At 65.7% G+C, this 12,710-nt stretch carries 8 protein-coding genes; 3 read left to right on the top strand and 5 right to left on the bottom strand.

What is annotated here, in order from left to right:
* The 4 genes from modC to DU475_RS06645 all read right to left on the bottom strand — a co-directional run.
* Nucleotides 1–966, bottom strand: a 966-nt coding sequence (gene modC, locus DU475_RS06660; protein ID WP_164631390.1) for a molybdenum ABC transporter ATP-binding protein, incomplete at its 3' end; no start/stop codon positions are given.
* Nucleotides 963–1,649, bottom strand: coding sequence for a molybdate ABC transporter permease subunit (gene modB, locus DU475_RS06655; RefSeq protein WP_013504524.1), 687 nt, complete (start codon nt 1,647–1,649; stop codon nt 963–965). The genes modB and modC, both read right to left, overlap by 4 nt.
* 113 nt (nt 1,650–1,762) lie before the next feature.
* Nucleotides 1,763–2,536, bottom strand: coding sequence for a molybdate ABC transporter substrate-binding protein (gene modA, locus DU475_RS06650; RefSeq protein WP_164631388.1), 774 nt, complete (start codon nt 2,534–2,536; stop codon nt 1,763–1,765).
* Nucleotides 2,537–2,655: 119 nt separating this feature from the next.
* The gene (locus DU475_RS06645) at nt 2,656–3,447 is read right to left on the bottom strand and encodes a TOBE domain-containing protein (protein ID WP_013504526.1); all 792 of its coding nucleotides are present in this window, start codon (nt 3,445–3,447) and stop codon (nt 2,656–2,658) included.
* Between the two features lie 99 nt (nt 3,448–3,546).
* On the opposite strand from DU475_RS06645, the gene DU475_RS06640 reads away from it, so the two are divergent.
* Complete coding sequence (locus tag DU475_RS06640; RefSeq protein WP_013504527.1) at nt 3,547–3,756, top strand: TOBE domain-containing protein; 210 nt, start codon at nt 3,547–3,549, stop codon at nt 3,754–3,756.
* 44 nt (nt 3,757–3,800) lie between these two features.
* Here the strand turns inward: DU475_RS06640 and DU475_RS06635 are convergent, their stop codons facing one another.
* Nucleotides 3,801–4,370, bottom strand: coding sequence for a DUF2478 domain-containing protein (locus tag DU475_RS06635; RefSeq protein ID WP_013504528.1), 570 nt, complete (start codon nt 4,368–4,370; stop codon nt 3,801–3,803).
* A 481-nt stretch (nt 4,371–4,851) separates the two neighbouring features.
* On the opposite strand from DU475_RS06635, the gene DU475_RS06630 reads away from it, so the two are divergent.
* Both DU475_RS06630 and DU475_RS06625 read left to right on the top strand, forming a co-directional pair.
* Nucleotides 4,852–9,840, top strand: a complete 4,989-nt coding sequence (locus DU475_RS06630; RefSeq protein ID WP_164631386.1) for a 2-oxoacid:acceptor oxidoreductase family protein — start codon at nt 4,852–4,854, stop codon at nt 9,838–9,840.
* Nucleotides 9,837–12,671 carry a sulfide/dihydroorotate dehydrogenase-like FAD/NAD-binding protein gene (locus DU475_RS06625; protein WP_164631384.1) on the top strand — a complete coding sequence of 945 codons (2,835 nt, stop codon included), beginning with the start codon at nt 9,837–9,839 and terminating at the stop codon, nt 12,669–12,671. The genes DU475_RS06630 and DU475_RS06625 overlap by 4 nt, the downstream gene beginning before the upstream one ends.
* The last annotated feature ends 39 nt before the right edge of the window (nt 12,672–12,710 follow it).

Raw genomic sequence — 12,710 nt, 5'->3', positions numbered from 1 at the left:
CAGCATTTCCTTGCCGCCGATCGGCGAGGTGTCCACGATCCGCGCCGCGACCGCATTGAGGATCGAGCTTGCCTGCGGCGGTTGGCGCGCCAGGCTGACGTCGCTGGCTGCGATCCGCACCCGCCGTCTTTCGCCGAGCGAGACCGGCGGCGACGGCACCAGCAGCCGCGCGCCCGCGATCCGCAGCGTCACCAGGCCGTATTCGGTGTCGTAGCTCTCGACCGCCGCGTCGAAATTCACCGCAGCATCGCGCGCGACCGCCAGCGGCAGCTTCGGATCGCTCTGCAGCTCGGTGAGCGGGCCGACCGCCATGACCTTGCCGGACTGCATCAGCACCAGATGATCGGCGAGCCGTTCGATTTCAGTGATGTCGTGGCTGACATAGATCACCGGCAGCGACAGCCGTGCGTGCAGCCGCTCCAGGAACGGCAGGATCTCGTCCTTGGTCAACCGATCGAGCGCCGACAGCGGTTCGTCCATCAGCAGCAGTTTCGGCTGCGACAGCAGCGCCCGCCCGATCGCGACGCGCTGGCGCTCGCCGCCGGACAGATTGCGCGGCGACCGTTCGAGCAGCTTCGCCAGGCCGAGCAGCTCGATCACCTCGTCGAAGCCGACCGCGCCGACGTGAGCTTTGCCGAATTCCGGCGGCGCGCCGTAGAGCAGATTGGCCTTGACAGACAGATGCTGAAACAGGCTGGCTTCCTGAAACACGTAGCCGATCGGCCGGTGATGCGGCTTCAGGAAGGTCGCCTCGTCCTGCCACACTTCGCCGCCGACTTCGCAGCGACTGCCGGGCAGATGCTGCAGCCCGGCCAGACAGCGCAGCACGCTGGATTTGCCGCAGCCGGACGGCCCGAACAGTCCGGTGATTCCGGTGGCCGGCACCGTGAAGGCGGCATCCAGCGTGAAGCCGCCGAGCTGGCCGTGAAACGCCGCCCGAATGCTGGGAGGTGACAGCGCCCTCATCCTCTGATCCGTGCGGTTCGCTTTTCCAGCGTCATCATGGTGAGAATCACCACGAAGGCAAACGCCGCCATACCGCCGGCCAGGATGTTGGCCTCGCGCCACTGCGAAGTCTCGACGTAATCGTAGATCGCCACCGACAGCACCTTGGTGCTGCCCGGGATGTTGCCGCCGATCATCAGCACGATACCGAACTCTCCGACGGTGTGGGCGAAGCCGAGCACGGCGCCGGCCAGAAAGCCCGGCCGGGCCAGCGGCACCGCCACCGTCCAGAACGCCTTCAGCGGCGAGGCCCGCAGCGTCGCGGCGACTTCGAGCGGACGATCGCCGATCGCATCGAACGCGTTGCGGATCGGCTGCACGACGAACGGCATCGAATAGATCACCGAGCCGAACACCAGACCGCCGAAAGTGAACGCCAGGGTGCGGCCGCCCCACAGCGACGCCAGCGCGCCGCCGGGACCGTCGGGGCCCATCAGCACCAACAGATAGAAGCCGAGCACGGTCGGCGGCAGCACCAACGGCAGCGCCACCACCGCGGCGACGCCTTCCTTCCACCACACCTTGGAGCGCGCCAGCCACCATGCGATCGGCGTGCCGACGATCAGCAGGATCACCGTGGTGATCGCCGCCAGCTCGATGGTGAGCCACACCGGCTGCCAGATATCGGGGGGAAGATTGGTCATGGCCTATCCAACCGTCATTGCGAGGAGCGAAGCGACGAAGCAATCCAGCCCCGTGCTTGGAGCTGGATTGCTTCGCTGCGCTCGCAATGACGGGAGAGAGCGCATTGCGAACGTCAGCTCGCCTTCGGCGTGGTGACTTCGTAGCCGAACTTCTCGATGATCGTCCGCGCTTCGGGGCCCTTCAGAAAGTCGAGGAACGCCTTGGCGGCGGCGCTGTTTTCGCCCTTCTTCAGCAGCACAGCGTCCTGGGTAATCGGCTTGTACAGATTCTGCGGCACCATCCAGCGCGAGCCGTCCTTGTCATTGATCACCTGCGACAGCGCCACGAAGCCGATCTCGGCGTTACCGGTCTGCACGAACTGATAGGCCTGGGTGATGTTGGCGCCTTCGACCAGCTTCGGCTTCAGCTCGTCGTACAGCTTCAGTGCCTGCATGGTCTCGACCGCGGCGGCGCCGTAGGGCGCGGCGGTGGGATTGCAGATCGACACCTTGGCGATCGTCGCCTGCTTGAGGGTTTCTTCGCCCTTCACCACGCCCGGCGACTTGCTCCACAGCACCAGCTTGCCGACCGCATAGGTGAACACGGTGTCCTTCACGCCGAAGCCTTCGTCGGCGAGCTTCTTCGGCCGCGCCGAATCCGCCGACAGGAACACTTCGAACGGCGCGTCCTGGGTGATCTGGGTGTAGAACTGGCCGCTGGCGCCGAACGACAGCACCAGCTCGTGGCCGGTCTTGGCCTTGAACGCAGCGGCGATCTCCTTCACCGGCTCGGTGAAGTTCGCGGCGACCGCCACCTTGGCGGAATCGGCGAACGCCGGAGCAGATGCGAGGCCGGCGGCGAAAGCTGCGCCGAACAGGGCGAGCCTGAGAGTGACGATGGTCTTCAAGGGATGACTCCTATTAGTTGCTCAATTGGTTTTCTTCATTGCGAACACCCGGATCGGCGCTTCGCGCCGTCGTCGGCTTTCGCCTCCTCGCAATGATGCCGGATAGATCATGCGCGCGCTCAGTCGATGGCGACGATGACGTGCGCGGCGTCGAACACCGCGCACGCCGGATCACCGGGGGCCAGCTTGAGGTCGCCGGCGCTGCGCGCGGTGACCGAGGCCGCGAGCGTCTTGTCGCCTCCGATGTCGAGCACGATCTCGGCATTGACGGCCGAGACGTCGGCGCGGCGGACGATGCCGCACACGCAATTGCGCGCCGACACCAGGGGCGGCTGGTGACCGGGCGCGATCATCACGAATGGCGCCTTGATCAGCACGATCGCTTCGCGGCCGACCACGAGGCCGAGGCTACGCACGCTCTCTGCGGTCAGAAGTGCATAGATCGTAGTGTCGGGCGACACCGTTACGGCGACTTCGGCGCTGAGCGTATCGGCCTTGATGTCCGAGATGACGCCGCGGAGGGCGTTGCGGGCGCTGGTCTTCATGAAGAATCCGGAGACGAGATTGATCGGGGTGATGCCGCTGCCGGCGAGTTCGGGTTCGAGGTTGCGGAACACCCGGGTCATCTCGGCTTCGAGCCGCCCGAACGCTTCGATCACCTTGATGCCGGTCGGCGTGAGCTGGGCGCCGCCGCCGGCCTTGCCGCCGGTGCGGGTTTCCAGCAGCGGACGACCGAACAGGTTGGTCATCGCGTCGAGCGCATCCCAGGCCGCCTTGTAGCTGAGACCCGCCGCCTTCGCGCCAGCCGTGATGCTGCCCTCGCGGGCGACGGCCTGGAGTAGCCGAATACGGTCGCGCCCGACTCCGGAGATCTCCTTCGTCTTCAGGGTGACAGTGGCCTCGATCGACATTCCAAACGCCCTCGTCATTTCGTCGAGCTAGTCGTCATGTGTCAGAACTATATAACGGTAAAACTGATCCGGCCAACCTCAACTAAGGAGACCACAGCTATGAAAATCAGCGCCCGCAATCAGCTCAAGGGCACCATCGTCGACGTCGTGAAGGGTGCGACCACTTCGCATGTCCGCATCGACATCGGCGGCGGCGCGATCGTAACGGCTTCGATCACCAATGAATCCGCCGACGAACTGAAGCTCGCCAAGGGTCAGGCGGCGGTGGCGGTGATCAAGGCTTCGGACGTCCTAGTCGCCGTCGACTGACGCGTTCAGGGGCGACCACAGCGACATCACGTCGCGCCCGCCTCTCATTTCAGCGCCTCGCAGACGCTGACAGGGGGGCGGGCTCCGCGCCGCAAGCCGCGGCCGTGCAGCTTCTCCCACCAGAGATCGAGCGCACGCCGATCGCAGCGCAGCCGCACGCTCATGCCGTCGGCGAACCTGATCCAGGCGTCGAAGCGATGGCTCGGCACCGCGATCACCAGCGGGATGTCGGCGCTGAGCGCCTCGACAATCAGGTGCAACAGCCCTTTGCCTTCGCTTTCCTGCTGGCCGAACCGATTGATGATCAGCAGATCGGCGCCGCCGGCCATCGCGCCCGCCACGCGCGCGCCCGCATCCAGCAGCCGCCCGGGATCGAGCCGGCAACCCTGCGCCAGCGGCCCGAGATCCTGATACAACGTCACTTGCTCGCCGGAATGCACAAGCCGTGCGGACAGCCCGCGGGTGTCGTCCCCGCGCGGCCCGATCTGGACCAGACCGACTGCGCGGTATCCCCGCGAATTGAGATCGGCGGCGAATTCGCCTAGCACCCGATCCGGGTCCTCGCCGCGCTCATAGACCAGAGCAGCCAGATCGCATTGAGAGTCGAAGGTCATCGGCCCATCGCCGCAGTCTGGCGGCGCTCCGCTGTCGAGTGAGCACGAGCGGCGGGCAGACACCTCTGCGCTCCGCTATCGTTGTATATGACAGTATACAACGAGCCCGCGCCAGCAGAAATTCTGCTTTCGGACCAATGGAGAGGATGCGATCGAAGATCGTATGCAAAAGCAACTAGCGCCGCCTACTCTTTGAGCGATGCGTAATTTTATTGCTCGTTGATCCATATTTTTTGCGCTTTGATGCGCGTCAAATCAGGGGTTCCCCCTGCGTGCTACTGCACCGCACACAACGCAACGTCTCTGCCGGCGAGGCCCCCGATACCTCGCGAGCAGTCAATCTAAAGGCCACGAGGAGGTTCTGCCCGGCCGCTGCTCAGCAGCCGCCCGGCATCGACACACCTTTCCCCAGACATGGCCACACAACACGGCGGGTTCGCTCCGCCGATCCAACGCAGACACGCAAGAACGGACGGACCCCATGAACGCAAAATATCCTGGCATTCCCTCAGTGATCCACGGCAACGGCGCGGTGGCGCAGGTGATGGGGCATGTCTGCGGCGGCGTCATCGGCTACCCGATCACGCCTTCGACCGAGATCTCGGAAATCTATGAGGCGTTCCGCTCGTCCGGCGGCTGCAACGTCTGGGGTAAACACCCGTTCTTCTTCGAGCCGGAAGGCGAGCACTCGGCGCAGTCCGGCGCCCTCGGCGCGGCGCTGACCGGCGGCAAGTTCGTCTCCAACGCTTCCTCAAGCCAGGGCATCCTGTACGGCCTGGAATCGCACTACGTTACCGTCGGCAAGAAGGTCGGCGGCTTCGTGCTGCAGGTCGCCGCGCGCGTTGTGTCGAAGCATTCGCTGAACGTGATGGCCGGCCACGACGACGTCTATGCGCTGCTGTCGTCGGGCTACACCATCCTGTTCGGCTCCAATCCGCAGGAAGCCGCCGACCTCGCGGCGATCTCTTATAAGGTCGCCGCCACCTCGCTGATCCCGGTCGCCAACGCGATGGACGGCTTTGCCACCTCGCACATGCTGTCCGAAGCGCTGATGCCGGAGCCGGAGCTGCTGCGCGAATTCCTCGGCGACCCGGCCGGCCGCATCAAATGCCCGACCGTGGCGCAGGAGATGCTGTTCGGCGCCAAGGGCCGCGTGTTCCAGCTCAAGCAGTATCTACTGCGGCACGAGGCCGACTTCATGCCGACCGACCTCGCTTCGCTCAGGAAATTCCTCGACGACAACGCCGACACGATCGAGACCGATAACGCCGGTACCATCGTGGCAGAGACGCTCGCCTACGTGCCGGAAGAGCTGCGCGGCCAGTGGAAGCGGCAGTGGATCAACGCGCCCGAAAAGGGCACCCGGCAGCTCGTGCCGGCGCTGGTCGATATCGACAATCCGGGCCTGACCGGCGGCGTGCAGAACCAGCCCGACTTCCAGGCCGGCGCTGTCGATCACCGCACCCACTTCGCCAATGCGGTGCCGCGCTTCGTCACCGAAGCGATGGCCGAATACGCCGCGCTGACCGGGCGCGAATACAAGCCCGTGATGACCTATATGTGCGACGACGCCGAGCACGTCGTGGTCGGCCTCGGCTCGGTCACCGACGACGCCGAAGCGGTCGCGGCTTATCTGCGCTCGCAGGGCAAGAAGGTCGGCGTGGTGTCGATCAAGATGCTGCAGCCGTTCCCGGAAGCCGAACTGGTCGAGGCGCTGGCCGGCAAGACCGCCGTCACCGTGCTGGAGCGCTCCGACGTTACCGCGCTGACTCAGTTGGTCACCCAGGCGCTGTGCAAGGCGCGCGAAAACGGCGACGCCGGCATGCGTCATGCCGGCATCCCGGCGCTCGCCAAGCTGCCGAAGATCACCACCGCGATCTTCGGCCTCGGCGGCCACGACCTGCAGCCGCGCGACCTGATCGCCTGCTACGCCAATATGGAGAAGCAGGACTCGGCGCCGTTCGTGTATCTCGGCACCAAGTTTTTCACCGAGAACCCGTCGCCGCGGATGGAAGCGCTGCAGAACCGGCTGAAGGCGGCGTATCCGGAAACCCAGTTCATGGCGCTGCCGACGGGGCAGAACCCGAACCTGCTGCCGCCCTCCGCGTTCCGCATCCGCTTCCACTCGATCGGCGGCTACGGCACCATCGCGTCGGGCAAGCTGCTCACCGACATCCTGGCCGGCGCGCTCGACATGCATTCGAAGTCGGCGCCGAAATACGGCTCGGAAAAGAGCGGCGCGCCGACCAACTACTACATCACCTTGTCGCCGGAGCCGGTGAAAATCACCAACGCCGAGCTGGAAGACGTCGAGATCGTGATCTCGCCGGACCACAAGGTGTTCGTGCACACCAACCCGCTGCGCGGGCTGGTCGAGGGCGGCACCTTCATTCTGCAGACCAACCTGACGCCGCTCGAAGCCTGGCGTGATCTGCCGGCGAAGGCCCGCCAGACCATCCGTGACAAGAAGATCAAGTTCTATGTGATCGACGCCTTCGCGGTGGCCAAGCGCCACGCCCCGACCGCCGAACTCGAAACCCGGATGATGGGCATCGCCTTCATTGGCGCGGTCTGCGGCAATGTCGACCGCGTGGTCGCCGACGCCTCGCAGGAGGCGATGCTGAACAAGATCCGCCAGCAGATCAGCAAGAAGTTCGGCGCCAAGGGCGGCGACATCGTCGAAGGCAACATGGCGGTGATCCGCGAGGGTCTGGAGGCCACCCACCAGGTCGATGTCGACGCTCCGGAATTCAGCGAGGACGCCATCAAGGCCGCCCCGAAGGCCAAGCGCGACGCTTCGATCTCGGCATCGATGTGCCGCGCCGCCGCGCCGGCCTCGGCGTCCGGCTTCCTCGATCCGCAGTACTACGACGACGTGCTGGCCGGCCCGTTCCGCGACGGCACCATTGCGGAAGCGCCGGTGCTGCCGGGCATGGGCATGTTCATGCCGGCCGGCTCCGCCGCCGCCAAGGACAAGGGCCTGTTCCGCCGCAACGTGCCGGAGTTCAAGGCCGACCTGTGCACCGGCTGCATGGAATGCGCGCTGGTCTGCCCCGATGCCGCGATCCCGAACGCGGTGCACGACATCCATGAACTGCTGCTGACCGCGATCAAGCAACTCGACATCGCGCCGGCGCAAGCTGACGCGTTGAGCGAAAAGGTGCCGGCGCTGACCGAGGCGATCCGCGAAGTCTATCGCGGCGGCAAGGACGACAAGCCGTTCGCTGACATCGTCGCGCAGGCCGCGGAGGCGCTGCAGCTCGACAACGCGACGCTGAACCGCAACTTCGGCAAGCTGTCGGCGGCGCTGTCGGTGTATCCGGTGGCCCGCACCCGGCCGTTCTTCGACGCGATGGAGAAGAGCCAGCCGGGCACCGGCGGCCTGTATTCGGTGAGCGTCGACCCGTGGAAGTGCTCGGGCTGTCTCGAATGTATCGACGTCTGCGGCCCCGGCGCGCTGATCGATCGTGAGCAGGACGAACCGATGCTGGAGCAGCTCCAGGCGCGGTTCGAATTCCTCAGCCGCACCCCGAACACCCCGGCGCGGTTCACCGAAAGCGCGACCAAGCCGGAAGGCGAGACCAAGCGCCTGATGCTCGATCGCGCCAATTACTACGCGACCACCGGCGGCCACGGCGCCTGCCGCGGCTGCGGCGAAGTCACCGCGATCCGTCTGGTCACCTCGACCAACCACGCCATCCACGACAAGCGCCGCAAGGACCACATCCGCGAGCTGGAGACCCTGATCGATCAGCTCAACGCCAAGCGGGCGCTGGTCGCCGGCGACGATGCCCGCGCCGCCCGGATCGACCAGACCCTGAAGACGCTGGAGAAGCGGCTGTATCTCTATGAGAGCGGCCCGACCGGCAACGGCCCGTCCGGCATGGTGATCGCCAACGCCACCGGCTGCTCGAGCGTCTATGCGTCGACCTTCCCCTTCAACCCCTACACCGACCCGTGGGTGAACAGCCTGTTCCAGGACACCCCTGCGGTGGCCAAGGGCATCTTCGAAGGTCTCACCGCCAAGGCCTCGGAGGACTTCCGGGCGCTGCGCGTCGCCAAGCTCGAACTGGCCGACGCCTATGATGCGGCCAAGCACGACGGCTACTTCCGCTATTTCGGCTGGAGCGAATTCACGCCGGAAGAGCGGGCGATGCTGCCGACCGTGCTGAGCATGGGCGGCGACGGCGCCACCTACGACATCGGCTTCGGCGCGCTGTCGCGTCTGCTCGCCACCAAGACCCCGATCAAGGTCGTGGTGCTGAACACCGGCGCCTATTCCAACACCGGCGGCCAGACCTCGACGGCGAGCCTCACCGGCCAGGACAGCGACCTGTCGCGGTTCGGCATCGCCCAGCACGGCAAGCAGGAATCCCGCAAGGAACTCGGCCTGATCGCCTCGTTCCATCCGAGCGTGTTCGTGGTGCAGACCGCGACCGCGCTGCAGGGCCACTTCCTGAAGAACGTGATGGAGTTCCTGAACCACACCTCGTCGCCGGCGGTGCTCGACGTCTACACGCCGTGCCAGGCCGAGCACGGCATCGGCGACGCCGTCGCCAACCGCCAGGCGCGTCTTGCGGTCGAAAGCCGGATGAATCCGGTGTTCGTCCACGACCCGCGCAAGGTCGGCAAATTGGAACGCGCCTTCAATCTTGACGGCAACCCCGAGGCCGATCAGGACTGGGCGACCAAGACGATCGAATATGTCGACGAGGGCGGCAAGCTGCAGCTTCTGAAGGCCAAGCTAACGCCGGCCGACTTCGCCCATACCGAAGTCCGCTTCCGCAAGCAGTTCAAGCCGCTGAAGAAGGATGCGGACGCGCTGCCGATCGACGAATACGTCGCGCTCGATCCGGCCGCGCGAGCCGGCAAGACGCCGTTCATCTACGCCACCGATGCCGACAAGAAGCTGATCAAGCTGTCGGTCGGCGAGACCGTGGTGGCGCTGGTCGAGGAACGGCGCAAGTACTGGCGCACCCTGCAGGTGCTGGCCGGATTCGACGTCCGTGCGCTCGACGACAGCCACCGCGCCGAACTCGAGGCGCTGCAGCACCAGTACGACGAACAGGTCAAGGCTCGCGAAAGCTCGCTCGATCAGATCGCGCGCGGCATGAGCGAACTGGCGGCCTCGTCGAATGCGCCGGCGGCCGGCGGCTTCGGCGCGCTGATGAACGGCTTTGCGGCGGCTCCGGCGGCTGCAGCACCGACCAACGGCGCAAAGGCGGCAGGCGGCAACGGCGCCGAGCCGATCCACATCGACGATGCGGACCTCGGCAAGTGCACCAACTGCAAGAGCTGCTACCAGGACGTGCCGGAAGTGTTCGAACTCACCAAGATCGTCGTCGACGGCGCCCCGAAGGACGTCGCCCACGTCATCCCGGGCGTGTTCAGCAAGCTCAAGGTCACGCCTGAACTGTCGGCCAAACTGAGCCGCGCAGCGGCCAATTGCGATGCGGAGATCATTCGATGAGCGAGGTCACCGGAACGGTCTCCAGCGACGTGCTGCGCTACCAGCAGGCGCGCAGCACGCTGGAAAGCTCCAAGAGCGAACTGGAAGAGCTGCAGAACAGCGAGGCTGTCGGCGTCTTCCAGAAGCAGCTCGCACTGCTGCAGAAGCGCCTGGTCAACGATCCGGCGTCGCTGCGCAACATGTTCATCGCCGATGGCACCCAGGCCATCGTCTGGGAATTCCAGCAGCCGGAGCTGGGTGAAGCCTTCACCACCACGCTGTGGAATCTGCTCGCCCGCGGCGACGACATGTCGACGATCCTGCAGCGCTTCATCTGGGCGCTGCCGCTGAAGTTCAAGCGCAAGTTCATCAAGGCGATCGACGTGCATCTGCGCGGTCGCTACCCGATGTTCGAGAACCTGTCGGAAGGCTGGCCGGGCGAGGCGTTCATCCCGCCCTACATCCGTCCGGCGGAAGAGCGCGCGATCGACTTCGAACTCGTGAACCAGGGCTATCTCGGCTACCAGTCGATCGGCTACAGCCTGCGCGAGTGCGAGCTGTTCGTCTGGCTCGAGGTGATGCGCGACAAGCAGTGCGACGACAAGCCGTGCGAACTCGGCGTGCTGATCCAGGGCAAGAAGGAGCCGAAGGGCGGCTGCCCGGTGAAGATCCACATCCCCGAGATGCTGGACCTGCTCGGCAACGGCAAGCATCGCGAAGCCCTGGAGCTGATCGAGAGCTGCAACCCGCTGCCGAACGTCACCGGCCGCGTCTGCCCGCAAGAACTGCAGTGCCAAGGCGTCTGCACCCATACCAAGCGGCCGATCGAAATCGGCCAGCTCGAATGGTACCTGCCCGAGCATCAGAAGCTCACCAACCCGAACGCCAATGAGCGGTTCGCCGGCCGGATTTCGCCGTGGGCCGCTGCCGTGAAGCCGCCGATCGCGGTGGTCGGCTCCGGTCCGTCGGGACTGATCAACGCGTACTTGCTGGCGGTCGAAGGCTTCCCGGTCACGATCTTCGAGGCATTCCACGACCTCGGCGGCGTGCTGCGCTACGGCATTCCGGAATTCCGCCTGCCCAACACGCTGATCGACGACGTCGTCGAAAAGATCATCCTGCTCGGCGGCCGCTTCGTGAAGAATTTCGTGGTCGGCAAGACTGCGACGCTCGAAGACCTCAAGGCCGAAGGCTTCTGGAAGATCTTCGTCGGCACCGGCGCAGGCCTGCCGACCTTCATGAACGTGCCCGGCGAGCATCTGCTCGGCGTGATGTCGGCCAACGAGTTCCTGACCCGCGTCAACCTGATGCGCGGGCTGGACGACCGTTACGAGACGCCGTTGCCTGAGGTGAAGGGCAAGAACGTGTTCGTGATCGGCGGCGGCAACACCGCGATGGATGCGGCGCGCACCGCCAAGCGGCTCGGCGGCAACGTCACCATCGTGTATCGCCGCACCAAGAGCGAGATGCCGGCCCGCGTCGAGGAACTGCATCACGCGCTGGAAGAAGAGATCAATCTCGCGGTGCTGCGCGCGCCGCGCGAATTCATCGGCGACGACCACACCCACTTCGTCACCCACGCGCTGCTCGACGTCAACGAGCTCGGCGAACCGGACAAGTCCGGCCGCCGCAGCCCGAAGCCGACCGGGCAGATCGAGCGGGTGCCGGTCGACCTCGTGATCATGGCGCTGGGCAACACCGCCAACCCGATCATGAAGGACGCCGAGCCCGGCCTGAAGACCAACAAATGGGGCACCATCGAGGTCGAAGAAGGCTCGCAGCGAACCTCGATCAAGGACGTCTACACCGGCGGCGACGCCGCCCGCGGCGGCTCCACCGCGATCCGCGCGGCCGGCGACGGCCAGGCGGCGGCGCGCGAAATCGTCGGCGAGATTCCGTTCACGCCGGCCGAGATCAAGGACCGCGTCGAACGCGCCGCGAAGTACACCGAGCTCGGCCAGGTGGCGCAGACCATCGTCAACAAGGTGCCGCTCGCCGGCGGCATCGTCGAGTTCACCGTGCGGGCCCCGATGGTGGCGCGCTCGGCCCAGGCCGGACAATTTGTCCGCGTGCTGCCGTGGGAGAAGGGCGAACTGATCCCGCTGACGCTGGCCGATTGGGACGCCGAGAAAGGCACCATCGACCTGGTGGTGCAGGGCATGGGCACCTCGTCGCTGGAGATCAACCGGATGGCGATCGGCGATGCGTTCTCCGGCATCGCCGGCCCGCTCGGCCGCGCCAGCGAGCTGCACCGCTACGAGGGCAACCAGACCGTGGTGTTCTGCGCCGGCGGCGTCGGCCTGCCGCCGGTGTATCCGATCATGCGCGAGCACCTGCGGCTCGGCAACCACGTGACGCTGATCTCCGGCTTCCGCGCCAAGGAGTTCCTGTTCTGGACCGGAGACGACGAGCGCGTCGGCAAGCTCAAGCAGGAGTTCGGCGACCAGCTCTCGCTGATCTACACCACCAATGACGGCTCCTACGGCGTCAAAGGCTTCGTCACCGGACCGCTCGAGGAGATGATGAAGGCCAACCAGGAAGGCAAAGGCCGCAGCATCGCCGAGGTGGTGGCGATCGGCCCGCCGCTGATGATGCGGGCGGTCTCCGACCTCACCAAGCCGTATGGCGTCAAGACCGTGGCGAGCCTCAACTCGATCATGGTGGATGCGACGGGGATGTGCGGCGCCTGCATGGTGCCGGTCACCATCGACGGCAAGATGGTCCGCAAGCACGCCTGTATCGACGGCCCGGAAATCGACGCCCACATCATCGACTGGGACAAGTTCCTGCCCCGCTTCAACCAGTTCAAGGCGCAGGAGCTGGAGAGCAAGAAGAAGCACGGCTTCGCTTAAGCGCGAAGTCGCAGCCAATCGTCACGACCATCCGGACCG

The organism is Rhodopseudomonas sp. WA056, from assembly GCF_010906995.1.
Taxonomy (GTDB): Bacteria; Pseudomonadota; Alphaproteobacteria; order Rhizobiales; family Xanthobacteraceae; genus Rhodopseudomonas; species Rhodopseudomonas palustris_G.
Note: the sequence above shows the minus strand (reverse complement) of the source record. Positions and strands in the feature narration are given on the sequence as shown.

Excerpts from the sequence above, each read along its gene's own strand:
- DU475_RS06635 (WP_013504528.1), bottom strand. The coding sequence starts at position 4,370 with ATGACCTTCGACTCTCAATGCGATCTGGCTGCTCTGGTCTATGAGCGC.
- DU475_RS06630 (WP_164631386.1), top strand. The coding sequence starts at position 4,852 with ATGAACGCAAAATATCCTGGCATTCCCTCAGTGATCCACGGCAACGGC.
- DU475_RS06640 (WP_013504527.1), top strand. The coding sequence starts at position 3,547 with ATGAAAATCAGCGCCCGCAATCAGCTCAAGGGCACCATCGTCGACGTC.
- DU475_RS06625 (WP_164631384.1), top strand. The coding sequence starts at position 9,837 with ATGAGCGAGGTCACCGGAACGGTCTCCAGCGACGTGCTGCGCTACCAG.
- modB (WP_013504524.1), bottom strand. The coding sequence starts at position 1,649 with ATGACCAATCTTCCCCCCGATATCTGGCAGCCGGTGTGGCTCACCATC.
- DU475_RS06645 (WP_013504526.1), bottom strand. The coding sequence starts at position 3,447 with ATGTCGATCGAGGCCACTGTCACCCTGAAGACGAAGGAGATCTCCGGA.